Genomic DNA, 23,898 nt, shown 5'->3' on the forward strand with positions numbered 1-23,898 from the left:
AGTGCGGGTCACGCTTGTACTGCGACCTGGAGACGGCGCGTTGCTGCATGACCGCGATGGCTGCAGTTGGTCGTAGCTGTTTCAGGGCTGCTCGGCTTGGCTCAACGCGTCACGTGCGCTGGCGATGGCGTCAATCCATTGGTCGCGTTTGCCGATCACAAACCGGTGCTCGTCGCCGTTGTCCACCTGCACCGCCAGCGACGTCGGTGCCACCGGCAGCAGCCCGAACAGCCGGGTCCAGCGCGGGTGCAGCGACACGATCTGATTCAGCGGAACGGTGAGCGAACGCGTTTGCACATTGAGCGCGTGCGGCTGGAACAACAGCGCGTTGGCGGTGAGGATCAGGCGTCCGCCCACCGCCTCGATCCCGCGCTGCAGATTGGCCGGTGCCTGGCGCAATACCACGCGCTGGATCGAGCGCAAGCCGCCGCCTTCAAACATCATGTCACTGGGAGGGGTCGGCGGCATCGCAAGCACGGCGCGGCTGCCAATCCCATGCACCTTGCGCGTTGGCCAGGCGGACCTGCCAGTGCTGGGTGTCGTCGCTCAGACAGGTCGCCGTGGCCTGCAGTTGCGTGCCGAACCACTGCGGCGCGCTCAGTTCGGCGATACCGGTGGTGGCATCCTGGCTGAGCAGCATGCTGGTGGTGGAGATCAGCGTGCGCTTGTTGAAATCCAGGACGCGCCACTGCTCGCCGTCCATGCCGTCGACTTGTACAACGGCCAGATAGCGGCTGCGGTCCGGCGAAATCACCACCTGGGTGCCGCCGGGGAGCTGCTTACCGCTGCGGGTGTCGATCAACACGCCGCCAAAATTGTCGCCATCACGGTGATGTAGCAACACGTAGGCATCGCGGCGATCGCAATAGCGGTACTCGGCGCCATCCAGCGGCTCATCGTAGGGTGGGCTGTCGTCGAACACCTGCGTGCCCGCATCGGTTTTCACTTCCAACCGATGCGCCCCCACGCGCCGCACGCGATCGCCGGCGCCTGCGGCAATGGCGGCGGTTTCCTGCGCTGCATCGTCCAGATCTTCGCAGTGCAGCGTCAGTGCTGTGCGGGCAGGCGTCGTGGCGGCAGCAGCGATCGCCCCGGCACTCGAGGGCGGTGCAGGCGTTGTATCGCGTCCACATGCACCCAGCACAAGTACGGTGGCAAGGGCGGCGCAGCGGGTGATGGTCGAAACCAGAGGGGTAGGCATGGCAGTCCAGGGCGAACGGGATCAATCAACCAGCATCAATCAATGTGGGGCGCTGCAGGCATTGCGCGGCGTCGAGGTCGCAACAGCGCATCGCAGCCAAAGGACATCGCGCCGCCGATGGCATACATCAGCACATCGTGCAGCGTTGCGGTGTTGCCGAGCGCGATGTAGGCCGCACTGCCTGGGCGCAGGCCGAGCCGGTCGGCCAGATGGATGGCCTGCAAGCCTTCGATCGCGCAACCGATGCCCACGGCCAGGAGGCAGGCCCATCCGGGCGGGCAGCCAAACACGCCACGCAGGCCGCAGTAGACCAGTGCCACGGCGAGTACATCGCCCAGGCTGCCGCGCACCCACGCACCGCCGATCCATCCCGCAGCGATCGCCACTTCGATCAGGAATAGCGCCACGGCCACCAACACGTAGCCCGCACGCGCGCGGAATGACAGGTCGCTCATGGCGTTTTTGCGGCCGGCCGCTGACGGCCCATGGTGAAGGAACTGACGAGCGGAATGCGGATGCCGCGCTGGCGGTCGTTGACGGTGACCTGCACCTGCCAGCGGCCGGGCGGGTCGCTGGCCTCCGCACGCACGCCCAGGCTGACCTGCGCCAGATAAACATGGCGCGGGTCGCCCTCGATCTGCGTCTGCAGACACGGCGCATCGACGGTGTTTTGCTCGGCATGCCCGGTAGGGTCGATGACGCGGATGCTGCACACCACATCGGCGCGCCGTTGCGCATCCAGCCCCGGGTTGGACAGGAAGATCAGCACAAACAGCGTGTCGCCGGTGGCGACGTGGTCGACCTCGTTGAAGTGCGGAGCGGTGTCGCTGGGCGTGTTCCATTTCTGTTGCCAGTCCGCATCCGGGGTCAGTAGCAGGCTGGCGCCCATGTCCTGCACGGTCTTGCGGCTGGGCGATTCTGCAACCGCTTCGCCCTGCGCGTTGATCCATCCCGATTGCGCCATGCCCGAGAGCGGCATCAAGCCCAGGGAGGCAGCGATGATGGATGGCATCAGGCGGCGCGGCAGGCGCATCGGCAGTCCTTGCAAATGGTGCCGGCACGCTGCCGGCGAGGGTGGATGCGCGGGCCGATGCATGCGCGGGCCTGCGCTGGCGAAACCATTGCGATACACGACACGCATCCACACAGGCAGCACGCACGTGGGGCAATGAAATGTGCAGCAAGCAGTCCCCAGCTGAGCGTGGCCGGAGCAAAAGAATCGTAGTGTACGAGGCGTCCATGTCGATTCCGAGCACCGGCCGCACGCACCTGGCGGCCGCTCAGTTGGTGTGTTCGCTGGTCTTATTTCAGATACGCACGCGGTAGCGGTCCAGCCTGCTGCATGTAGCGGTCGCGCAGTTCGGTCTGACGCGAGCGCATCGGCATCTCGCGCCCGCCCAGCCACACCTGCTCGGCGTAATGCGCCACATCCAGCGGGTCGCCGTCCCACAGCACCAGATCGGCCTGCTTGCCCACTGCGATACTGCCGATACGATCGGCCACGCCGAAGATCTCCGCGGGCACGCGGGTCAGCCCGGCCAGGCCGGATTCCCACGGCAAGCCATTGGCCACCGCATTGCCGGCCAGCTGACGCAGCTTGCGCGCGTTGTGCGAGGCATCGCCGCTCTGGGAGAAGCTGACGTCGACACCGGCGGCGCGCAGACGCGCGGCGTTTTCCAGTGTGGCGCCGATCTGATCGAAGGTCGATGGCAGATCCGCCAAGGCGTTCACCAACACCGGCACCTTGGCCTGCGCCAGTTGCGGCGCCAGCTTCCAGGCTTCGGCGCCACCGGCGATGGCGATGCGCACCTTTTCGCGCTGCGCCCAGCGCAACAACTGACGGATGTCGGCGGCGCGTTCCACCTGCACCACGATGCGGCCTTGCCCGGCCAGATACTTGGCCAGCACGCTGCGGCCCATCGGGGTCAGCAAGGCATGCGGCGAATCCGCCGGCACGCGGCCGCGCGCTTCGGCCACCAGCTGATCGAGCAGCATCCATTGCGCCGCACGCGAGCTGCCGGTGAGATCGGATGCTGCCGCGCCAATACGGATGAACAACGCATGCGGGCCGACCGGGTCCGGGCTGCCGTCCAGCCGCACGATGCCGCCCTGGCCGGCGATGAAGGTGCCGCTGGTGGTGGCGCCGAGCGCGGTGAAGCCGATGCCTTCCACGCGCGCCACCGGCACCAGTACCGAGTCGGGGTTGTAGGCCAGGGTGACGTCGAACTCGGGGCGCATCGGTTGCTCGGCCAGCTTGAGGCCGCTGTCCACGGTGCTGTCTTCGCCGGACACTTCTTCGATACCGATCTCGGTGATGCCGCCGAACAAGGCCGGCGTCAGCGGACGTCCCTTGGCATCCACCACGCGGCCATCGGCAGGCGCGGCGAGGTTGCTGCCGATCGCGCGGATCACCCCGTTTTGCACCAGCACGTCGGTGTGTTGCAGCGTGCCCTGCGCGGTGGCGGTGTGCACGGTGGCATCGCGGATCAGCACCTGCTGTGCGACGGCAGGCAGTGCCAGCGCGGCCATGACCAGCGCGCTCAACGCGCGCAGACGCGGGCGTGCGAACCAGGCGCGGCTCATCGTGCCACCTCCTGGCCCAGCATGAAGTCCGACACCGGCTGCAGGGCGCGGTTATGCCGGTCGTAGACCTGCGCGCCGTCGATATACACCTGTTCGGCCAACGCATAGGAGCTGAAGGGATTGCCGTTCCACACCACCACATCGCCCATCTTGCCCGGCTCCAGCGCGCCGGTCTGTTGCTCGATGCCGAGCGCCTTGGCGGCGTTGCTGGTGAGCCAGCGGATGGCGCGCTCGGGCGCAATCTCGGTGCCGCTGCGGCGTGCGTTGGCGATCACCTTGGCGGCCTCCTGGTTCAAGCGCTGGATGCCTTCTTCCGAATCCGAATGCACGATGGCGCAGCTATTGGCCGGGCGGTCGACCATGGCGATGTTTTCCTGGATGCCGTCGAAGGCTTCCATCTTGAAGCCCCACCAATCGGCCCACAGCGCGCCGCAGACGTTTTCCTGCGCCAGCCGGTCGGCCAGCTTGTAGGCCTCCACGCCGTGGTGGAAGGCGGCGATGTGGAAGCCGAATTCCTTGGACAGGTCGAGCATGGTCGCCATTTCATCGGCGCGGTAGCAATGGATGTGCACGCGGATGTCGCCGTTGATGGCGCCGGCCAGCGTGTCGAGTTTGAGGTCGCGCTTGCCGCCGGCATCGCCGCTGCTGTCGTTGTCGCCGCCGCTGCTCCACCAGTGACGCTTCTTGGCAGTCTTTTTCGGCGCGTTCTTCTGCAGATACTCGGCCGCATCGATGAACGCGGCGCGGTAGCCGGCCACATTGCCCATGCGCGTGGCGGGGCCGCCCTTTTCGCCGTAGACGCGCTTGGGGTTTTCGCCGCAGGCCATCTTCAGGCCCCACGGCGCACCGGGAAACTTCATGCCCTGGTAGGTGGTGGAGGCCACGTTCTTGAGCGTGACGCCGCGCCCGCCGATCAGATTGGCCGAGCCCGGCAGGATCTGCAGCGAGGTGATGCCGCCGGCCAGCGCGGTGCCGAAGCCCGGGTCCTGCGGCCAGATCGAATGCTCGGCCCACACGTTGGGGGTGACCGGTGCGGTCATCTCGTTGCCATCGCTATGCGCGCTGACGCCGGGGCTGGGATACACGCCCAGATGCGAGTGCACGTCGATGATGCCGGGGGTGACCCACTTGCCGGTGCCATCGATGCGGCGCGCGTCGGCGGGCGCTTCGAGTGCGCGGCCGACCGCGGCCACCTTGCCGTCGCGCAGCAGCACGTCGGCATCGTCCAGCCGCTGCCCGGTGCCGGTCAGCACCGTGGCGTGCTGGATCAGCACCGGACCGGACGCGAGCGCGTGGTAGGTGCTGGGGTAGGGGTCTTGCACAAACCGCGATGCCGCAGACGCAGGCCCGCACAGCAGCGCCGCGCCAAGGGCGGCGAACAGAATGGAACGCATGGATTTCCCCGGTGAAACGAAAGCGTAGGCCGCAAACCTAGCCGCCAGCGCCGTACTTGCCAAGTGCTGGAGGTCGGGGAGCGGTGGCCTCATCACATGCGCACGTGCATGCTGTGCCGTATTCGTCAGGGGGAACGTCGATGATTGCCAAAACAGAGCGCAACAAACAGGCCGATGTGGTGCTGGCCTTCTGGGAACTGGCCGGCTCCGCGCGCTGGTTCACGCATAACGATGCGTTCGATGCCAACTTTCGCCAGCACTTCAGCGAGCAGCATTTTGCCGCCGCCCGCGGCGACTACGCGGACTGGATGGTGCGTGCCGAAGACGCACTGGCGCTGTTGATTCTGTTGGATCAATTCCCGCGCAATGCGTTCCGGGGCAGTGCGCACGCCTACGCTACCGACGGGCTGGCATTGCGTTATGCCAAGCAGGCGCTCGAACAGGGGTTCGATCAACAGGTCTCGGCGCAATTGCGGCTGTTTTTCTATCTGCCGTTCGGGCACGCAGAGGATCTGCAGGAGCAGGCGCGCGCCCTGCAACTGACCGCTGCACTGGACGATGCGGAAGCCACGCGCTGGGCGGCGGAGCATCAGCAGATCATCCAGCGCTTTGGCCGCTTTCCGCATCGCAATACGGTGCTGGGACGCGAGACCACCGCCGAAGAGCAGCAGTTTCTCGATGACGGTGGATTTGCCGGTTGAGCACCGGCGTGGCCTGTCCACGCCACGCATGTTGATGCTGGGTCCGCACCGATGCGCGATGCCACAACCGGCATCGCGCAGGGGGCAGCAACCCGATCAGCAGCCGCCCGGCAATCCTTCCGAGCGCCAGCCGGTGCCTTCGCCGAGCAGCAGATAGAAGCCGTAGCTTTCGTAGCCGCTCTCCGACAGTACGAAGTCGAGCGTGCCATTGCCGTCGATATCGCCGAACTGCAGCAGGTGCGTGCGCAGCGGCAGATCTTCACAATCGTCGCAGCCGCTGGCCGCGCTGCCGCGGCGGAACTGCCAGCGGTTGCCGTCGTGTTCGAAGATCGCCAGCACGACGAGCACGCCGGTCGGGTTGTCCGGGTTGCCGGTCTTGGTCGGGTGGTTGGAGGTGAGCACCGCCACGCGCCGCTGCGGCTGCTGTGCATCGGTCACGATCTGCAGTGACGCCGTGTCCTGCGCACGGTCCGCAGTGAAGGCCGCCAGCGCTTTGGACAATTCCGCCGGCTTGACGGTCTTGCGCAACTGCGCGGTGTCGCCGGCCTGGCGCAGCAACTCGGTCTGTTCGGCAGCGGTGGCGGCGCGGCCGGCGAAACGCTTGCCCGGATTCAGATCCACCGTCGACAACAGCGGCGAGTGCGACAGCGCGGGGTTGCCCTTCAAGCGCAGTTTCGAGGTGCCGCCGCACATGCTGTTGTCGTCAACGGTCAGTGCAGCAAGCCGCACGTTGGCGGTGGAGACACCGTTATCGAAGGCCTGCAGCGGCTGACTCAGCAGCGACTTGGGCATGGTGGAGTCTTTGGCCACGGTCTTGCCCAGCCACACCGGAATGTATTCCAGCGGATCCTCGGACGGCTGGCTGTCGTAGGTCTGCACCAGCAGCACAGCGCGGGTGGGTTCGGCGGCCTGTGCGGCCAGCGGCAACAGGGCGGCCAGGGCGAGCGTTATCAAAGAGGTTTGCATTGCGGCGGGGTCCTTGTGGGTGTCGATCCATGAAAAAACGGACGCCCCAAGGAGCGCCCGTTTCGGTATGCAGTGGTGCGTGGCGTGCCTGGCCGCGCTCAGTATTTCGCCACGCCGTTGTCCACCTCGTCCGACCAGGCGTCGATGCCGCCGGTGACGTTGTAGACGTTGCTGAAGCCCAGCCCGCGGAAATGCTCGGCCGCCTGCAGGCTGCGCCCGCCGCGATGGCACAGGAACGCCAGCGGGGTGTCCTTGGGCAGTTGCTCGATCGCCAGGCGCTCGTGCGCATCCAGGGTGCGGAACGGTGCATTGACCGTCGCCAGGGCACGTTCGTCGGCCGGACGGACATCCACCAGGGTCAGGCTGCCGGCCTTGAGGCGGTCGTCGGCATCGCGCACCGACAGCTCCTGCACCGGCTTGGGCGCGTTGGGATTGTCGATGGCCAGGCCACGGCCACGGATGTCGTCCACCCAGTCGATGGTGATGCCGTCGGCGCGGCGCGCGCTGGCCAGGTCGAACTGCACGCGCAGGCCGTTGGATTCGGCCGCGATGGCGTTCGGGTTGGTCGGCGCCAGCTGGAAGTTCGGCTGGAAATTCGCATCGATGGCCAGCGTCAGCGACGCATCCGGGGCATCGGCCAGCGCGCCCTTGAGCATGTCCACCGCGGCCGGGGTGATGGTGATCTTCGGCGGGCTGCGATCCGGCGCCTGCAGGCCGAGCATCGTGCTCAGCTCGCCGCTGTCGGCCATCTGCAAAATGATGTCGCTGCCGCCGATCAACTCGCCATCCACGTACAACTGCGGAATGGTGGGCCAGTCGCCGTACGCCTTGATGCCCTCGCGGATCTCCTGGTCGGCCAGCACGTTGACGTGGGCGTAGTCGATGCCCAGTCCGTCCAGCACGCCGATTGCCTTGGCCGAAAAACCGCACTGCGGCATGCTGGGCTGGCCTTTCATGAAGAGCACCACGCGGCTGGATTGCAGCAGCGTATCGATACGGGAACGCAGGGCGGGGTCGAGGGACATGGCAGCACTTCGGTGAGAGCGTGGAGACTGGGCATTCTACGCCGCGTGGCATCATGCGGCATGACCACGCCGGAAACGCTGTATCGCATCCCCTCCCACCCCTACCGCTGGGTGGGCTTGTTTGCCCTCTCGCAGGTGGCGGTGGCGGTGCTGTGGTGGCATCTGGGCTGGGCCTGGGGCCTGCCTGCGCTGCTGCTGTCGCATGCGGTATTCGTGGTGCCGGTCTTCCTGCCGCGCGCACGCTTGTACGCGCCGGTGGTGGCGCGGCTGCCCGGTCACGCGCCGCAGGTCTGGCTGACCATCGACGATGGCCCGTCCGACGACACCCCGGCCATTCTCGAATTGCTCGATGCCTACGATGCCAAGGCCACCTTCTTTGTGGTCGGTGCGCGTGCCGAGCAGCGGCCGGAGCTGGTGCGCGAGATCGTGCGCCGCGGGCACGGCATCGGCAACCACAGCCATACCCATCCGCAGGCCTGGTTCTGGGCGTTGGGGCCGCGCCGTATGGCGCAGGAAATCGGCCTGGCGCAGCGCACCCTGGCCAGTATCACCGGGCAGGCGCCGCGGCTGTACCGCTCGGTGGTCGGCATGACCAACCCCTTCGTCGCCTCGCCGCTGCGTGCGCACGGGCTGACCCGCGTGGCCTGGAGCGCGCGCGGCTTCGACGGCGTGCGCTGCGAACCGGACGCCACTGTTGCGCGGATCGTGCGCGACCTGCGCCCCGGCGCGATCGTGCTGCTGCACGAAGGCGCCGCGCACGGCCATAACCTGACCATCCTGCGTGGCGTGCTGGAGGCGATGCGGGTGCGTGGGCTGGTGGGAATCGTGCCGATGGCCAGGGCGTCGAGCAGTTGCAACGACTCTCACAGTTCCTAGCTGAGCGACATCCTCAGATTCAGCGATGGCGGTGACGATGGCCTGCCTTCGCGCAAGGGTGCGGTGGTGCGGCGCTTTTGCGGGGCGCTGCTGTTGATGCGATGGCGTTGAACCGGATCAAGCGTGGCGTAGCTTCATCGGCATGGCGCTGGATCAGGCCCTGGGTGCGGCTGCTGCTGGAGCCGGGCGCGTCGCCGCTGCGGGAGGCGTGGTTGTGCTGGACGCTGGTGTGGGCGACTGGCGACCGGCCGGCATGCCGCTAGCTGCGCTTGCTCCAGTTGGTGCACGACTGCCGCCTGCCCTGGCTGCTGCAGCGCTCGGCGCAGCCGCGGCAGGGCTGCGTGGGGCGGCCGCAGACGGTGCTGTCGGTGCGGTAGGTGGCGGGCGTGCCGCCGCAGGCGCGGGTGTGGCATTGGGCGGCGAGGGGCTTGCCGGGCGTGGCGCGGTGCTGCCGGCGATCGCGGCATCCATGCCGCTGCGCCGTTCGCGCTCGCCGGTGAGCTGCGCCTGCAGGCGCGCAGTACGCGCCGCACTGGGGTCGGGGATGTCCGCAGAGGGATTCAAGGTGGCGCTGCGAATGCGATCCGCCTGGGCTTGCGCGGCCATCTGGTTGAGCGGCAGATAATCGCTGTGGAAGTTCAGTTCCACCGAAGAACTCAGATCCAGATCGGTATTCATTTCTTCGGTGCGCTGCGAGCGCTGGGTGGAGACATAGCCGATGTTGTTCTCGATCTCCGCACTCGCGCCCCACGCCCCCATCCCGAATTTCCCCGAGGCCTTGACGCGGTTCTGCATGCTGAACTGGCTGCCGCGGTCTTCATTGGCGGCACTGCGCGTATCGATATGAAAGCGCATCGCGGCATTGATGCGGCCGCTGTCTACCACGATGCGCTGCATGCCCATCGCCACCATCGTGGCCAGCATCTGCTGGCGCTGGCGGGCCAGGTAACGGCGTGCCAGTGGAACCAGCTGCTCCGGGTTGGAGGCGTCCACCGATTCGTCGTCGGCCAGACCCAACGTTGCGCGGATGTCGTCGGCCACCGGCATGCTGGCGCCGGAACGCAGGCGGAGCCGCTGTTGGTCCTGTTCGTCCGGGTCGGGCATGTCGGCTGGATCCGGTGCGTCGTATTCGATCGCTTCGGGAAAATGCTCTGCCACCCACTGGCGAACCTGCGCAAGACCGAATTGGGTGCGCTCAAAACCGCTGGCCGAGGCCGAAACGGCGCCCAGCAGTTCGACGTATTGCTGCATTTGCTGGGCGTTGGAGTCGAGCATCGCGCGAAACACGCCGTTGATCAGATCGGTGACAAAGCGTGGAAACGACACCGCGTTGAGCACGCCGCGCGTGGTGTCGGCAATCCGCTGCGCAGCGTCGCCGAATGCGGGTTGCTGCTCTTGCGCGCGCGCCAATACCGTAGGCGCGGTCCGAGCGATCTGTTGATCTGCGGCGTGTTCTTCGGCAAGCAGATCGGCTGCCAACGCCGACACGGTCACCATGGAGCGTGCCAGCGCCTGACGGTCGTGCGGTGTCAGTGCCTGGTAGTGAGGCGCGCGTTCGAGCACCTCGCGCACGGCGGCGCGAACCCAGGGCTGCGGCGCATGCCCTGGCGGCATGCGCGATGCGGTGAGCGAGGTCGGCGGCAGGATGCGGGCGGCAGGCATGACGGGGCCCCCAGGCCTAGGCCGCCGGCTGCGGAAGCGACAGCAACCAGCGCTGCGCAGCGGCCATCACTGCGCCATCTTCGGCGCGTGCGGCCTCCAGACCGAGCGGCATGGCCAGGTCCTGTGCGGCCAGCCATGCCAGCACTTGCTGGCCGTTGCGCCCCTGCTCGGCGAAGGCCTGTGAGTGCGCAGTGCCGGGATTGGCCACGCCGATCAACATCCACAGCGACTGCACGCCGAAGGCCAGTTGCAGTTGGCGGTCGCGCAGCATGCCCAACGCAGCGTTGAGATTGTCCACGATCTCGCGCGCGGCCATCGCCGCCATCGCATCGGCACGCTGCGACAGAAACTCGCCCATCGTCTGCGCGGTGGCGGCCAGGGCGACGTCTTCGCGCATGTCGCGGCCATCTGCTTCGGCGACGATCGCAGTACATAACGCCTGCATCAGACGATCGAAATGCGGTTGTTCGAAAACGCGCTGGAAGATCGCATTGCGCTCGGTCGCGCTGAGTCGTTCGCGGCGGCTGCGCCAGAACGTGGCCAGCGATTGGGTGCCAGGCCCGAGCGGTTGGGTGATCGCGCCGCTGGCAAACAGCGCGGCGATTTGTTCGGCGGCGGGCAAAACGCCAGCCTGTTCCAGCGCAGCGGCAAAATACAGTGGTGCAACTGCCAGCAGGCGCGGGCGATCCTGCGCATTCGGTGCGCCGGGCGGCAGGTCGATCTCGCCCAGTTCGGCCAATGTGCGGGCCAGCGCCGCGTCGTGCACCGCCACGTTTGCCTGTGCCAAGGCCAGCGCCTGCAGCAAGGTCGCGTAGGGATGCGGCCAGGCTGCAGCGATGCGGGGTGCAGAGGGCGGGCGCATGCGGCGATTCCTCAGACGGCCGGTGCGGCGGCAGGACGAGCAGCGGCCGGCGGCGGATTCGGGTTGAACGGTGTGGCATTGCCCTGGATGCTGGCGATCATGCCGGGCGAGGCCAGTTTTTCCATCGGGAAGTAATCGGATTTGAAGTTCACCCGCACCTCGCCGGTCAGTTTTGCTTTCATCTCCTGATCCGAGGACGACTCTTCGTTGACCGAGGATTGCACCGTGGTCATGTGCCGCTGCACATTGGTGTTGACGGTGCCGGCAGCCCCCCAGCCCAGGTTGATGCCGGCGCCGGATTTGCGGCGGTTGTAGCTGGATTGCGTGTCGTACAACGAAGCGCCCGCGGTGCGCTGCGCAGAGTCGGAGGCACGGAAGTCGAACACGACCTTGGCATTGATCGCGCCATCGGTCACCACGATGCGGTTGATGCCCAGGATCACCATCGACGAGAGCAGCTGTTGGCGGCTGCGTGCCATCTGCAACCGCGCGCCTTGCACCAGGCGTGTTTCCTGCTCCGGGTCGGACAGGTCGGTGATGGGCTGGGCCAGCTGCATGTCGTCCTTCATCTGCGTCAGTACCGCGCCTGCCTGATCTTCGTCGCGCACGCCCACGCGCGGGCCGGCATCGCCATCGGTCTCGATGGTCAGCGCCTCCGGAAAGCGTTCCACCAGCCAGTCGCGCGCATTGTTCATGCTGATGTTGTCGGTAGCGAATTGATCCACCGTTTGCGCCACCGACTTGAGCAATTCGCCGTAGGCATTCATCTGCTGGATGGAGGCATCGACGATGGCCTGGAACACGTTCTGGATCAACCCGCCGACGAAGGCAGGAAAATCGACCGAGCCGATGTACTTCTTGAAGTTGTCGCCGCCTTGTTCCACCGAGGCGGCAGTGAAGTCGCTACCGGCAAACGTACCGATCTTGTCGGATGCCTTGTTTTTGGCCTGGCCAACGGGGTCGGCGAGTGCGCGCGCGCTTGGCGGCGTGTCGCGCGCAAGGATGCCGCCATCGGTGGAGAGCTCCTGTTTTGCCAGTCCGTCGGGGTTGGACATGTAGGACGCAACGCGCACCATATTGCGTGCCATTTCCTGCTGCTCGGCCACTGGCAACTGGCGGAAGCCAGGCGAGGATTCCAGCAGGCGTCGCACCTGCGGCCGCACGGCCGCCAGGGTGTCGTCGTCGAGCCAGGCGGGATGACCGGAGGTCGCACTGAAACTGTCTGTGGCAAGTGCATGCATGGCAGTGGTGATCCCAGGTCATGCCGCAGGTGGAGCGGAGGGCGCAGCAGCGGTGTTACTGCCAGGGCGGTTGGTGGCCAACGATTTCACCATGCCCGGTTGCGCATTCATCTGGATCGCCGCAATCGACTCGGGATTGGCCAGTTTTTCCAGCGGCAGATAATCGCTCTTGAAGTTCACCTCGACTTGTCCTGCCAGGCTTGCCTTGGCTTGCAGCGAAGAATCGCTTTGCAATTGCGAGGTGCTCATCATCTTGATGATGGGCTGTTCGTTGTACTTGTAGCTGCCCTTGGCGTAGTAGCTGCCATCGCGCTTGTCGCTGGAGCCGTCAGCACTCTGGCTAGAGGTGCCGCCATCGCTCTTGTAGTCGTAATCGCCCTCGTAACCGCGCGTTTTCTGCACGTTGCCGAATATATCCTTCTGGTGGTCCATCTTGCTGGCACTGTAGCGATAGCGGCTGTCGTCGCGTGCCTGGAAGTCGTACAGCACCTTGGCCGAGATGCGCCCATCGGTGACCACGATGCGGTTGATGCCCAGCATCACCAGCGTGGCCAGCAACTGCTGGCGGCCGGTGGCGATCTGGGTACGTGCAGCGGGCACCAATACCGCTTCGACCAGATCGTCATTGAGCGTGGTGACCGGTTTGTCCAGCGGCAGCGATTGATTGACGCGTGCGATGGCGGCGCGTTCGTCGACATCCTGGCGCATCACCACGCGCGGTTGCGGTGGCGCACCGGTGTCGCCGCTGCCACCGAAATCGCCGAATGCATCGTCTCCCATCTGCAGCTGAAAGATGTCCGGAAACTGTTCCACCAGATGATCGCGGCCCTGATTCTGGGTGGTGTTGTCGTCGCGAAATTGATTCAGGCTTTTGGATACGTCGGCGACCAACTTGGCATACGCCTCCATCTGCTCGATCGACGAGGTGACGATGGAGTGGAACACGCCATTGATCAGCCCCGAGACGAAGGTGGGGAAATTGACCGCTGCCATCAGTGCGCCGGCCTGCTGTACGCCGGTCTTCAGGGCCTGTCCGAACTCTGGTTGGTCTTCCTGTTTCAGAGGCGTGGAATCTTCGCCAGCCATCGCACGCACGGGCGCGCTCTGCTGTTTCAGGCGTACGCCATCAGGTTCGGCGAGATAGGCGCCGATCTGCACCAGCCCCTTCGCCAACACTGCGCGCTTGTCGGCAGGCAGCTCATGAAACGCGTCGCTGCGTTCCAGCAACTGACGTACGGCCAGGCGTGCGGCGTCGTGTGTTTCGCGGTTGCCAGGCGGTGTGGCCGTGCGCGCGCTGGATCCGGCTGCGGGAAAAATGGCACTCATGGCAACTCCTGCACGACAGGGGGGCGATGGAAAGGCGATAGGTGATGCGACTCACTGCAGGGCGCGCGCGTCTTCGATGGCTTCGCGCATTTCGAACTCGATCGGTCGTACGTACAAGCTGATGCGTGCCGGCGAATTCGGCGTCACCCGGATACTGAGCACAGAGAAATGCCCTTGTTGCTCGGCATCGTCCATGCCGAAGGCATCCAGCCAGCGCGCCAGCGCAGCCAGTTGCCGGGGGCGCTCGGCCAGGCCGAGTTTGAGCAGATCCAGAAAGCGCGCCGGGAGGTCCGGAATGGCAGCGAGCAGGACTTCCAGTTTCAACTCCGCACCATCGGGCGCATCGCGCAGGCCGATCAGCACGCCACCGGCCGGCAGTTCGAACCGCCCACCCAGGGCGACACCAACCACGCGCATCAACCCCGGCAATTGATGTCCGATGCCAAGCCGGTTCATCAACGGGCCCAGTCCATTCACCGCCAATGCCCCGCGATGCAAGAACGTCACCCGCTGACTACCGGTATCGCGCTTGCAGCCGATCGAGGTGAAGATCGGCACCAGTCCGGGCAGCTCGTCGCAGGCCAGCTTGGTCAAGCGCGACAACGCGGGCGCCAAGGCATCGATCTGATTGGGCAGCAGCTCGTAGTAGATCTTGGTGGCGTAGAGCCCATCCTGATCGAACGCGCTACCGAACCAGGCGCCGTAGTTCATCCAGCTCAAGCCGCCGAAGCCGCGCCATGCTTCGCTGCGCCTGTCGAACCAGCGCAAGGCATCCTGGCCGAAGATCGGCGCGATCAACCTGCGTGCTTCGCGGGTGGCTTCATCGCGCCGTGCCACCGGCGAGGCCTCCGGGCCCAACGGTTCGATGGTGAAGCGCAGCAGGTTGGGTTCGGATTCTGAAAACGAGGGTTCGTAGGGCACCGCACCGGGTGTGAGCGAGTTGCGTGCGTACGACACATCGTCGTCGGGCAGGTAGAAGGTGCGGTCGATCAAGCCATCGACGTAGGGCAACGGGTCGCGGGTGCCCAGCGCCTTGGCCGCCGAACGCAGCGATTGACGGACCAGATGTTTGACCGCCTGCGGGCGATCGTCATGAGTGCGCATGCGCGTGCTCCTTACAGACCGGGCAGGCTGATGCCCGCCTGGTTGAGCAGATCGCGCGCGGCCTGCGGCATCTCGATCGGACGGCTGGTAATCACCGGCGATTCGGCTGGTTGTGCGTACTGCTCGACGCTGTTGTCCTGTACGCCGCCCACCGCAAGCCATTGTTCGCACGCCTGCAGCAGATCCCAATCGGTGGGATCGACGGTGGGTTGGTCGCTGCCGCGCAGTTGCGGGTTGGTGAGTGCGCTGATCGAAATGACTTCGCCATAGCGGCCTTCCAGGCGTTGTCGCGTATTGGCGATCCAGCGAATGATCACCGCACCGGCGCGGGCCTGGGTACGGAAGCGGCTGGTATTGCGCGGGCCACCCAGGTAATTGGCGTTGACCTGGTCGATCACCTGCCACATGTCGCGTGCGCCGAACGCGCCACGCACTTCCGGGTCGCTCAGCAGGTCGCGGTATTCCAGGATCATCTGCTGCAACTCGGTGGCAGCGAAGTAGGCGATGCCGTAGCCGCTGCGCGACAGGCTGGCGCCCAGATCGCGTGCGGCCTTGCGTACCTGCTCCTGCGAGACCGCCACCGGTACGTTGGTGCGCAGCATGCGGTCCACACTCAGTTGACGTCCGAACGAAGACACCGCCGACAGGAAGCGCAACCACAGCTCGTTGAATTCGCGATTGGGTTCGTTTCCGTTCGGGTCGCCACCAGGTGCGCCGAAGCAGCGCATGTACAGGTCGCGGCGCTCGCCTTCGGTGATGCGCTCGGCGGCCGTCTTGTAGTAACGGAACAGATAATCGCCGGCTTTGCCGCGTCCCAGCGGCAACATGCCGCTGCGGAACAATTCGACGATGCGTTCCACCACCTGCGGCATCCGCGTCTCTTCCAGCATGTAGGCGAAGTAGATCGCCTGCACCGCGTTGAGATTCTCGCGCACGATTTCCACGTCGGTGGAATCTTCCAGATCGGGCAGGATGATTTCCATCGCCGACGGGGGCGCGCCGGCCACCACGCCGGTCTGCATTTCGTACCCGTTCTGCAGGTGACTGGCCAGCCAGGCGTTGTCGGCACCGATGCCGTTGCTGGCAAGCCGACGCACGGTGGCGGCGAGATTGCGCGAACTCAAGGCGCAGACGGTGTCTTTTGCGGAAGGTCGGAAATCGGTGTCGGTGCTGTAGCGGTCGCGTCGGTCTTCGGGATTGTCGTCGGGCCACTCGCAACCGACGATATCCGCATCGATCAGCCCCGAGGCGATCTGCGACTGGATGGTGACCTGGTAACGCGGCACCAGCAGCTCGAAGGCGGCGTCGAACAAGGCGCGGTTTTCGCGGTACTCGCCCTGTGCGGCGCTGACGCGTTGCACGAATCCGCGCAGGCTGGCGTCGGTGTAACCATCGAGCTGCAGCAGCCCGCAGATGCCGATGATTTCGCGCTCGTCGCAGCCAAGCGGGCCGCGTAATTCCTTGGGCGTGCGTTGCGAGCCGATCAGGCCGTATTTGTGGACGTTTTCCGTCGCACAGGCAAGTTTGCTCCAGTCCTTCTGTTGCTGGGTCGCAGTCACCAGCTGGTAGAACGGATCGACCACCACGTCGCTGGACAGCTTGGCCTTGATCTGCGCCAGTTCGTCGAGTTGCCGCGGACTGAGCCCGCCGCTGGTGTCGGCAGTCTTGTCGATGGTCTGCAGCACCTGGCGGCGTGCACGCAGTTCCTGGCGCTTCTTGGTTTCGCGCTCGCCGAGATCGACCAGCAGGATGCGATTCATGGTGTTCACTCCGGGATCGGACGGTTTGGGTGAAGGAGGTTTGCTGGAGGCGGTGCTGCTGGCCGCGGCCGCCTTGCTGCGACCGTTGGAGCGTGGTTTGGCTGCCGGGGCGACCGTCTTAGGGGTGGACTTCTTGGTAGTGCGCTGGGTCGCCATCGAACGTTCCTCGGCAGCGGGTGGGAGGTCAGGCCGCCACCGGCGTGGACGACGCCGGGACGGTGGGGGAATCGGCTGCGCTGTCTTCGTCGCGCAGTTGCAGGTCCAGATAGGCATCGAGCGCGCGTAGCGCGGCATGCGCATCGAGCACGCCGGCACCGCAGTCGGCGACGCCGGCACCGCCAAACGGGCGCGCGCTATCGCACAGCAATTGACGGGCGGTTGCGCCATCCAGTGGCCAGGCGCGGCGTTGCGCGCGCGCTGCGAGCAAGCCGCACGCCGCCGCCACGAAGGGGGCGGCAAAGCTGGTACCCGACGCGCTCTGGTAGCCGTCCAGGGCACAGGTGCGGATGTCGCGTCCCGGCGCGCACACGGCAACGTGCGCACCGCGCGTGCTGAAGCTGGCGGGCACCAGGTGCGCATCGATACCGCCCACGGCGATCACGCCGTCGTGTGCAGCAGGATAAAACCGCTCATGCAGCCCGGAGTTGCCGCTGGCGGCCACCAGCACCACGCCACGTGCCAGCGCGTAGCGCACGGTCTCTTCGTGCGGTGCGGGCGCATCCGGCAGCAATGCCGATTCCGGCGTGCCGAAGCTCATGTTGATGACTTTCACGCCCAGATCGATCAGACGCTTCATGCCGGCATCGATGTTGTCCAGCGCACCGACGCCGACGCGGCGATCGCCAGCCTCCAGCGCGGCACCCAGCACGCGTGCCGGGGTGAGTCCGCATGCGCCTGCGCCACCGGGTGCGATCTGGCGGCCGCTGGCCACCAGGATGCCGGCACAGCCGGTGCCATGGCCTACTTCGTCCTGCGGACGTTCGCCGGCACGGCGATAGTCGCCGACCAGCGACAACCCGCCGACCGTTGCCGGGTCCAGATCCACGCTGTCGAATCCTGCGCGCAAGTGTCCGGCCAGTTCGGGGTGCTGCAGCGCCACGCCGGTGTCGGCAAGGCCGATCAGTACCGCCGGATCGCCCGGTTCCAGTTGCAAGGCCTGCGGCAGACGAATGGCCTGTTGCGCCCAGCTCTCGTGTGCGGCTACGTGCGCTGTCGGGCCCGCAAGCGTGCGCGGGGTGCTGCTCAGATAATCGGCACCGACCCGCTCCACCACCGGGATCTCGGCCAACGCCCGCAACAGCGCGGGCAGCCGGGTGCCATCGCGTAATTCCACCCGCAAGACCCGCGCGACACCACTCAGTTGTTCGATGGCATCGAAGCGTTGTGCGCCACTGCGGCGGCTTTGCTGGCGGCCCAGGCGCGCGCTATGCAGACGCACCGCGCGGAAGGCATCGCCGTGGTGACGCAACAGCCTGTCGATCGGCCCGTGGTCCACCGCGTCGCTCATCGGTGTGCCGTAACCCTGCACCGCACGCAGCCCCGGCAGATGCTCGGGCACTTCGCCTAGTCGCAGTGTCAGCAGCAGGCGGCGTGGCAACAAGGCGGCGTGATGTGAGGCGGTCATGTCTGCGCACTCCATTGACCAAGACTGCCTGCGCGCAATGGCACGCAGGCGCTGCGCCCATCCTCGAAGTCCAGCTGCGCATCGCAGCCGAGTTGGCTGGCCAACGGTGCCAGCACCAGCTGTCCGTCATCGGCCGAGACGATGGGAATGTCGATTCCCGCCGCACGCACCAGCGGCAGCCTGCCGCTGCGCAGTCCCGGTGCGCTCAGGTGCACACGCGTGCCGCTGTTGCCATCGCCATCGCTCGCCTGCACACGCGTCACACGTGGTGCGGCAGCACGTAGCAGCGCCTGTTGCAGGCGATTGACCGGCATCCGCGACAGCCGTGCGATAACATCGGCGCCCGCGGTTTCCTTGAGCTCGTTGAGCTGGGTAACGGTGCGTACGCCGATCCGTTCGAGCTGGCGTTGTTCCTCATCGGAGAACTGGTCGCCAAGCGCGGTCTTGAGACTGAATTCGGATTCGTCGGCGCGGAAATCTGCCGCGTTCTCTTCGATCATCGGTTTGGTAATCGTGGTCAACGCCAGCCGCACGGTACTGGCTTCGCTTTCGCCGGGACCCGCCGGGCGCAGATAGACATCGTCATCGAGCATCTGCACGAACACGCGCAAATCCAGCGTCACGTCTTTCACCGCAAAGGTCAGCGGCAATTTGCCAACACGTGCCTTGATCGTCATCGCGGCCTGCGCCTTGTCCAATTGCTCGGTCAATGCCTGGATGAACAGGTCCAGTGGAACGCCGAGGGTTTGCAGCAACGGGGGCAGTTGCGCGCTCATGACTGTTCTCCCAGCTGCCAGACCACATGCAACAGCGACGGCGCGGCGTTCCAGTGATTGATGGCGAAGCTGCGCGGCACATCGGCCAGCAGGCGGCAACCACCGTCGCGCAGGATCGGGCGCAGCTCCAGCGGCAGCCGCATTTCCACATGCGTCAACTGCATGCCGGCGCGGTCTTCGATCGCCACCAGGCCAGCGTGCAGTTCTTCCAGCAATCCGGACAGTTCGCGCAACATCACACCGCTCCTTCAGCGGGCGATGGTGCAGCCGGCGCCGCCGCGGCGGGCGCGAGGTTACCGGCGGCGGCACGCATGGCGGGTGCGTTGCGTTGCACCAGCGCCACCTTGGCGGCATCTGCCAGGCGCTCCAGCGGCAATGTCTCGCTGACGAAATTGAGCTTGACCTCGCCGAACAGATCGGCGCGCACGTTCGATTCGTTCTGCGCATTGACCTGCAATGTCGACACCATGGTCGAGGTCTGCCCGGCATAACTGGAGGAGCCGCGCTCGCCCCAATTGTCTGCCTGCGCGGGATCGCTGCCGGTGGCATAGCCGACCTTGGCCACATCTTGTGCGGCAGCGCGAAACATCACCTTGCTGCTGATGCTGCCATCGCGCACCACCACCCGGTTCATGCCCAGCAGCACCATCGTTGCCAGCAGTTGCTGACGTTCGCTGCCGACCTTCAAGCGCACTTGCGGCAGCACGCGTTGTTCGAGCAATTCGGCGGTGAGTTCCTCGTCGGCCAGCCCATAGTCGGCCAGCCATAATGGTTGGCTGCCAGTCGTGCGTGGCACCAGCTCCGGCACGGTGCGCGCGCCGCCATCGGGGAGCAGCAAGACGATATCGCCGGGATAGTGCGTGGCCAGCCAATCGCGCGCCTGATTGAGCGAGACGTTGTCCTCGGTGAACTGATCCACCGTCTTGGACACCGCTGCCACCATGCTGGAATAACTTTCCATCTGGCGGATCGAGGCATCCACGATGGCGTCGAACGTGCCATGCACCAGTTGCGCGACAAAGCCCGGAAAATCCACCTCATTGACCATCGCACCGGTACGCCGCGCGATGGTCTCGGTCGCCTGAGGCTTGACCGTGGCCGTTGCTTCGCCAGCCGGCGGCGTTGCCGCGGTCGGGCCGGCCAGCGCACGCGCTGCCGCCGCAGTGGGGCGCTGCGGAAAGATCAGGTTGCGGTGGCCTGGAGCGCTCATGACCCGCTCAGCCCCCGACCACGGCGTCGGCCGGTTGCGCGACCCAGGTGTTGCTGCGCTCATGCCGCCCATCGCCGAGCAGACGCAAGGCGATCCGTGCCTGCGGGTTGCCCTGTGCGAGCCCGCTGAAGCGGTAGTCCACGATGACGGCCAGCGCCGCAACACTGCTCACCGCATCCGCATCCTCGATACGCGCCGTTACCTCGACGCCATGGCTTAGCAGGGGCGGTGTGCCGGCAGTGATGCGAACCTCACCGACGCTGCCGTGATCGGCGACAAACTCCAGCGTGATCGGCAGCGGAGTCGCTGTACCCTCCAACGCCGGCCAGTCGTCGAGCACAAGACGGACATCGATGGCGGCGTTGCCGGAATCGATCGGCGTGGACACGGCAGGCTTGCGGCCTTCCAGCTGGTCGAGGGTCCAGCGACAAGCGCCCGCACTGCCGCGCACCACACTCATGCGGGTGCCGGCCACCCGGCTGGGCGTCACTGGCTCGCGCTGTTCGCCGGTGGCAGACGCTGTCTCCAATGCCTGCGCACGCACCGCCGCTGGCGGCCTGGCCAGGCGCAACTGCGCACCGCCAAGCGATGCGGCATGCGTGCTCGCTGCCGGTAGGTACAGCACACGCCAGTCGCCATAGTCGTCGGCAGCCATTTCACCGAATGCGCTTGCAAATTCCTGGAACGGCAACCAGTCGGCATAGCCTTGATTGGGTGGGTTGAAGACGACCGGATCGTTGTCGAAGGTCTGCCGCGTATCCCAGGGATTGAGAATATTGACGATTGCGCTCGACGGATCGGCCAGATCGCCAGAGATACCGCTGAGCACCACCGCATGCGGCGCACCCACGATGACCACCCATAGCGGGCCATGCCGGTTCAACCAGTCCGCCCACTGTTGCGGCGTGTGGTACAGGCTGGTGTTGGAAGGTTGTTCGATGGCGTTAAAGCCGTAGCGCTGTCTGACAGCGTCCAGCAATTCGAAGCTATAGGACGTCGACAGGGTGGTACCGACCTCGTTGGCCAGCGTTTCCGGGTCGATCGACGCGTGGCGCCGATACGACAACAGCATCGCCATCGCCGCGGCCCAGCAGGCGCGCTTGTCCGGTTGCGCGATCAACGGCACGTCGTATTCGTGGACGGGCGTATCGCTCAGCGAACGCGTGGACAACGACTGCGCAGTGGTCGGGTAGAGGATGCGCACCACCTCAGGATGGAAGCGTTCGCTGAAGGGAGCAGGCGCGCTGGCGCTGCCGCCGCCATCGCCGGCCATCAGCCAGCTAACGAGCTTGTCCTGGAAGCTCTTCCAGAGCCGGTCGGCAGCAAAAAAGCCGATAAACGCGCCCGGTCCACCGGTCCAGCGGTCGGCACCACGGGTGTAGAACACGGTGGTGCCGTTGTCATCGCGGATTCCAAATTCGCGGTGACCGCTTACTGGATGATCACCGGACCATTCGGTATGCACGGTGGTGAAACGCCAACGCGTCGGCTCTACCAGGCTTACGACAACCGACGCATTGTCGGGACCACCGATATTGACTTTGAAGACGGTACCGACGGGAGTGGACGACTCCCATTGAACGTCGTCCACACCGCTGTCGTACGGGATGAATTCGCTGTAGGCGGTATCGACAAAATCGTTGAGATGCAGTCGCAGGTGTTCAAGAACCTCAGGACCGGTCCAACCATCGGGCAGACGCGCGCAACGCACTTCATAACGGTCCAGGCTGAGTTCGCCTTGTGCATCTGCGATGCGTTGAACCGACATCCCGCGTGCGCTGACGGCCTGTTCCACCGCGGCCGGTGCGCGCCAGTTGAACAGGTCGGCCCACTGCGGTGCATAGCGCTGCGCGCGCTCCACATCGTCCGGCCCGATGATCAGTGCGCGTGCGTTGGTTGTGCTGCGTGGTGGTGCGGGTCGCGCATGCGGTGGGGACATTGCCTGCCCGGTCTGCATGGCGGAGGCAGACCGACGCGGCGTGGCGCTGTTCTGCGAGTCCTGTACGCCCAGCGAGAAGCTGACCGCCTGGCTCCAGTCCAGTGCTTGCTGGCGGATCCAGGCCAGCTTTGCGTCAGTCATGCGGCAACCCAGATTGGTCGTCGCGTCATGTTGGGCCACATGCACGCCGACCACGTGGGCACGCGGTGCCTCGGTGGTGTCGATGTAGTACACCGGCGAGCCGCTGGTACCGCCCAACGACTGCACATCGTAGGCAAACGTGTCGTCTGTCGGGAGCTGGCGGATGCGCCCACCGTGCATATGCTGGCGATCCGGGTCGATAACGGCATTGACCACGGTGCCTGCAGTGCTGCTATCGAGCGAACGCGCTGCATAGCCGCTCACGACGATCTGTTCTTCGCGCGATTGGGTCAGTTCTTCCAGAATGTCGAAGTACTGCGGGTAGGCAACCGCGTTGGCCTCCGGCACGCGAATCAGCGCCATATCGAAATCGCGTTGGGATGCGTTGTATCCGGGATGGATGACCCATGCATCCGAAGTGACCTGAAAGCGCCCGAACGGCTCGCTTTCGCTGGTTGTTCCTGCATCGTGTTTGCCGGGCACGATGATCAGCGCACGCTTGCCATCTACTACATGGGCGGCGGTCAATAGCAGACGCGGCGCGATGAAGAATGCGGTACCCGCCGGTTCTCCTTCATCGCTGTCATTAAGACGTCGCACCTGGCAGATTGCGCTGTAGGGCGCAACGGTGGTATTGACGACGCCAAACACCCAGCGCGCACTGCTGGCAAAGAACGCCAGCTGTGCCAGGAGCGCTTCGCCCAACGTTGTGGGGCTGTCGTATTGATCGATCACGCGCAGTGCGTTGACTGGGGCCGAGCCATGACGTGGCGTCTGCGTCGAAGACGGCGCGCGCACAACTGGTGCCGAGCGCATCGTCGGCACCGCCTGCGATGCGGGGCGCCAGCTCTGCGCGGCTGCGGTTGCTGCTGCGGTATCGGGCGATGGGGACGCGACCGGCGGTGATGCCTCTGGTGACACGGTGGCGGCCGGCGTGGTTTGCGCGGGCGGCGTTGCGGAGGCAGGGGTTTGCCACAGCTCATCCGAGTATCCATCGCTGTAGCCGCCGCGGCCCGGATCGCTGGCCGGCGCAACCGCCGCCGCGGGCGCCGCGCCGGCCACCGCATCGGCGCCCCATGCCAGCGACGCGCTGTCGCCGCCGTAGCCGTTGTTGCCATCGCTACGCGCGGTACGTCGCAGGCTGCGTTCGGTCAGCCCGGACAGCGAGACGTACATATTGCCGCGATCGGGCATCTGCACCTCGATTGGCCGCGCGCGGTCGCGTTCGCTGTAGGTCGCCAAGCCGAAGTACAGCCGCGGCTGCCCGACAAAGCGCGCAACCACACTCGGCGGTACCAGATACATCGCATCGCGCCCCTTGGTGCCGGGCTGCACAAGACTGGAAAAGAACGTGCGCGAGGTGCGGCGGTCGCGGTTTTCCGGCTTGAGCAACTCCGGGTCGGTGGCCAGCCCGATCTCGAACAGCGGGGTGTCGCTGCGCACGCTGAAGCTCAGCACATTGAAGCGGTCGTTGACGCTGTCGCGGGTGGCGCGGATGCGGGCCATA

General features: G+C 65.8%; 21 protein-coding genes. 2 read left to right on the plus strand and 19 right to left on the minus strand.

Features of this window, described 5'->3' with window-relative positions; genetic code table 11:
* Positions 1–81: 81 nt before the first annotated feature.
* The 6 genes from RQH86_RS11240 to RQH86_RS11265 form a co-directional block, all read right to left on the minus strand.
* Positions 82–423: a hypothetical protein gene (locus RQH86_RS11240; protein WP_311238570.1), complete on the minus strand. Its 342-nt coding sequence runs from the start codon at positions 421–423 to the stop codon at positions 82–84.
* Between the two features lie 22 nt (positions 424–445).
* Positions 446–1,201 (minus strand): hypothetical protein, encoded by a 756-nt coding sequence (locus RQH86_RS11245; protein ID WP_311238551.1) that lies wholly within the window; start codon positions 1,199–1,201, stop codon positions 446–448.
* A gap of 35 nt (positions 1,202–1,236) precedes the next feature.
* The gene (locus RQH86_RS11250; RefSeq protein WP_311238550.1) at positions 1,237–1,656 is read right to left on the minus strand and encodes a DUF2809 domain-containing protein; all 420 of its coding nucleotides are present in this window, start codon (positions 1,654–1,656) and stop codon (positions 1,237–1,239) included.
* Entirely contained in the window at positions 1,653–2,234 is a 582-nt protein-coding gene (locus RQH86_RS11255) for a hypothetical protein (protein ID WP_311238549.1), read from the minus strand. The genes RQH86_RS11250 and RQH86_RS11255 overlap by 4 nt, the downstream gene beginning before the upstream one ends.
* A gap of 269 nt (positions 2,235–2,503) precedes the next feature.
* Entirely contained in the window at positions 2,504–3,784 is a 1,281-nt protein-coding gene (locus tag RQH86_RS11260) for an amidohydrolase family protein (protein ID WP_311238548.1), read from the minus strand.
* Positions 3,781–5,178, minus strand: a complete 1,398-nt coding sequence (locus tag RQH86_RS11265; RefSeq protein WP_115554586.1) for an amidohydrolase — start codon at positions 5,176–5,178, stop codon at positions 3,781–3,783. Before RQH86_RS11265 ends, RQH86_RS11260 begins: the two co-directional genes overlap by 4 nt.
* A 140-nt stretch (positions 5,179–5,318) precedes the next feature.
* Here RQH86_RS11265 and RQH86_RS11270 point away from each other — a divergent pair, with 140 nt between their 5' ends.
* The gene (locus tag RQH86_RS11270; protein ID WP_311238547.1) at positions 5,319–5,879 is read left to right on the plus strand and encodes a DUF924 family protein; all 561 of its coding nucleotides are present in this window, start codon (positions 5,319–5,321) and stop codon (positions 5,877–5,879) included.
* Positions 5,880–5,975: 96 nt separating this feature from the next.
* Here the strand turns inward: RQH86_RS11270 and RQH86_RS11275 are convergent, their stop codons facing one another.
* Positions 5,976–6,845: a hypothetical protein gene (locus RQH86_RS11275; protein WP_311238546.1), complete on the minus strand. Its 870-nt coding sequence runs from the start codon at positions 6,843–6,845 to the stop codon at positions 5,976–5,978.
* Between the two features lie 98 nt (positions 6,846–6,943).
* Complete coding sequence (gene grxD, locus RQH86_RS11280) at positions 6,944–7,870, minus strand: Grx4 family monothiol glutaredoxin (RefSeq protein ID WP_055848291.1); 927 nt, start codon at positions 7,868–7,870, stop codon at positions 6,944–6,946.
* 60 nt (positions 7,871–7,930) lie between these two features.
* On the opposite strand from grxD, the gene RQH86_RS11285 reads away from it, so the two are divergent.
* The gene (locus RQH86_RS11285) at positions 7,931–8,746 is read left to right on the plus strand and encodes a polysaccharide deacetylase family protein (RefSeq protein ID WP_115528897.1); all 816 of its coding nucleotides are present in this window, start codon (positions 7,931–7,933) and stop codon (positions 8,744–8,746) included.
* Positions 8,747–8,899: 153 nt separating this feature from the next.
* Here the strand turns inward: RQH86_RS11285 and RQH86_RS11290 are convergent, their stop codons facing one another.
* The 11 genes from RQH86_RS11290 to RQH86_RS11340 form a co-directional block, all read right to left on the minus strand.
* Entirely contained in the window at positions 8,900–10,408 is a 1,509-nt protein-coding gene (locus tag RQH86_RS11290) for a hypothetical protein (protein WP_311238545.1), read from the minus strand.
* A 16-nt stretch (positions 10,409–10,424) separates the two neighbouring features.
* Positions 10,425–11,270 carry a hypothetical protein gene (locus tag RQH86_RS11295; protein WP_311238544.1) on the minus strand — a complete coding sequence of 282 codons (846 nt, stop codon included), beginning with the start codon at positions 11,268–11,270 and terminating at the stop codon, positions 10,425–10,427.
* An 11-nt stretch (positions 11,271–11,281) separates the two neighbouring features.
* Positions 11,282–12,511 carry a hypothetical protein gene (locus RQH86_RS11300; RefSeq protein WP_311238543.1) on the minus strand — a complete coding sequence of 410 codons (1,230 nt, stop codon included), beginning with the start codon at positions 12,509–12,511 and terminating at the stop codon, positions 11,282–11,284.
* Between the two features lie 18 nt (positions 12,512–12,529).
* Positions 12,530–13,837 carry a hypothetical protein gene (locus RQH86_RS11305; RefSeq protein WP_311238542.1) on the minus strand — a complete coding sequence of 436 codons (1,308 nt, stop codon included), beginning with the start codon at positions 13,835–13,837 and terminating at the stop codon, positions 12,530–12,532.
* A 51-nt stretch (positions 13,838–13,888) separates the two neighbouring features.
* Positions 13,889–14,941 carry a hypothetical protein gene (locus tag RQH86_RS11310; RefSeq protein WP_055848303.1) on the minus strand — a complete coding sequence of 351 codons (1,053 nt, stop codon included), beginning with the start codon at positions 14,939–14,941 and terminating at the stop codon, positions 13,889–13,891.
* 11 nt (positions 14,942–14,952) lie between these two features.
* A complete protein-coding gene (locus tag RQH86_RS11315; RefSeq protein WP_311238541.1) occupies positions 14,953–16,701 on the minus strand; it encodes a hypothetical protein in 1,749 nt (582 codons plus the stop codon).
* Between the two features lie 184 nt (positions 16,702–16,885).
* Positions 16,886–18,325 carry a S8 family serine peptidase gene (locus RQH86_RS11320; protein WP_311238540.1) on the minus strand — a complete coding sequence of 480 codons (1,440 nt, stop codon included), beginning with the start codon at positions 18,323–18,325 and terminating at the stop codon, positions 16,886–16,888.
* On the minus strand, positions 18,322–19,101 hold the full coding sequence (locus RQH86_RS11325) for a hypothetical protein (protein ID WP_115513864.1): 780 nt from the start codon (positions 19,099–19,101) through the stop codon (positions 18,322–18,324). The genes RQH86_RS11320 and RQH86_RS11325 overlap by 4 nt, the downstream gene beginning before the upstream one ends.
* Positions 19,098–19,337, minus strand: coding sequence for a hypothetical protein (locus RQH86_RS11330; protein WP_115528892.1), 240 nt, complete (start codon positions 19,335–19,337; stop codon positions 19,098–19,100). The genes RQH86_RS11325 and RQH86_RS11330 overlap by 4 nt, the downstream gene beginning before the upstream one ends.
* Positions 19,337–20,311 (minus strand): hypothetical protein, encoded by a 975-nt coding sequence (locus RQH86_RS11335; protein WP_115528891.1) that lies wholly within the window; start codon positions 20,309–20,311, stop codon positions 19,337–19,339. Before RQH86_RS11335 ends, RQH86_RS11330 begins: the two co-directional genes overlap by 1 nt.
* A gap of 7 nt (positions 20,312–20,318) precedes the next feature.
* Positions 20,319–23,897: a papain-like cysteine protease family protein gene (locus RQH86_RS11340; RefSeq protein ID WP_311238539.1), complete on the minus strand. Its 3,579-nt coding sequence runs from the start codon at positions 23,895–23,897 to the stop codon at positions 20,319–20,321.
* Position 23,898 lies beyond the last annotated feature (1 nt).

This window comes from Xanthomonas sp. WCS2018Noco2-27 (genome assembly GCF_031843525.1).
Taxonomy (GTDB): Bacteria; Pseudomonadota; Gammaproteobacteria; order Xanthomonadales; family Xanthomonadaceae; genus Xanthomonas.

Coding starts and splice junctions, on each gene's coding strand:
- RQH86_RS11245 (WP_311238551.1), bottom strand. CDS start 1,201: ATGCCTACCCCTCTGGTTTCGACCATCACCCGCTGCGCCGCCCTTGCC.
- RQH86_RS11250 (WP_311238550.1), bottom strand. CDS start 1,656: ATGAGCGACCTGTCATTCCGCGCGCGTGCGGGCTACGTGTTGGTGGCC.
- RQH86_RS11255 (WP_311238549.1), bottom strand. CDS start 2,234: ATGCGCCTGCCGCGCCGCCTGATGCCATCCATCATCGCTGCCTCCCTG.
- RQH86_RS11260 (WP_311238548.1), bottom strand. CDS start 3,784: ATGAGCCGCGCCTGGTTCGCACGCCCGCGTCTGCGCGCGTTGAGCGCG.
- RQH86_RS11265 (WP_115554586.1), bottom strand. CDS start 5,178: ATGCGTTCCATTCTGTTCGCCGCCCTTGGCGCGGCGCTGCTGTGCGGG.
- RQH86_RS11270 (WP_311238547.1), top strand. CDS start 5,319: ATGATTGCCAAAACAGAGCGCAACAAACAGGCCGATGTGGTGCTGGCC.
- RQH86_RS11275 (WP_311238546.1), bottom strand. CDS start 6,845: ATGCAAACCTCTTTGATAACGCTCGCCCTGGCCGCCCTGTTGCCGCTG.
- grxD (WP_055848291.1), bottom strand. CDS start 7,870: ATGTCCCTCGACCCCGCCCTGCGTTCCCGTATCGATACGCTGCTGCAA.
- RQH86_RS11285 (WP_115528897.1), top strand. CDS start 7,931: ATGACCACGCCGGAAACGCTGTATCGCATCCCCTCCCACCCCTACCGC.
- RQH86_RS11290 (WP_311238545.1), bottom strand. CDS start 10,408: ATGCCTGCCGCCCGCATCCTGCCGCCGACCTCGCTCACCGCATCGCGC.
- RQH86_RS11295 (WP_311238544.1), bottom strand. CDS start 11,270: ATGCGCCCGCCCTCTGCACCCCGCATCGCTGCAGCCTGGCCGCATCCC.
- RQH86_RS11300 (WP_311238543.1), bottom strand. CDS start 12,511: ATGCATGCACTTGCCACAGACAGTTTCAGTGCGACCTCCGGTCATCCC.
- RQH86_RS11305 (WP_311238542.1), bottom strand. CDS start 13,837: ATGAGTGCCATTTTTCCCGCAGCCGGATCCAGCGCGCGCACGGCCACA.
- RQH86_RS11310 (WP_055848303.1), bottom strand. CDS start 14,941: ATGCGCACTCATGACGATCGCCCGCAGGCGGTCAAACATCTGGTCCGT.
- RQH86_RS11315 (WP_311238541.1), bottom strand. CDS start 16,701: ATGAATCGCATCCTGCTGGTCGATCTCGGCGAGCGCGAAACCAAGAAG.
- RQH86_RS11320 (WP_311238540.1), bottom strand. CDS start 18,325: ATGACCGCCTCACATCACGCCGCCTTGTTGCCACGCCGCCTGCTGCTG.
- RQH86_RS11325 (WP_115513864.1), bottom strand. CDS start 19,101: ATGAGCGCGCAACTGCCCCCGTTGCTGCAAACCCTCGGCGTTCCACTG.
- RQH86_RS11330 (WP_115528892.1), bottom strand. CDS start 19,337: ATGTTGCGCGAACTGTCCGGATTGCTGGAAGAACTGCACGCTGGCCTG.
- RQH86_RS11335 (WP_115528891.1), bottom strand. CDS start 20,311: ATGAGCGCTCCAGGCCACCGCAACCTGATCTTTCCGCAGCGCCCCACT.
- RQH86_RS11340 (WP_311238539.1), bottom strand. CDS start 23,897: ATGGCCCGCATCCGCGCCACCCGCGACAGCGTCAACGACCGCTTCAAT.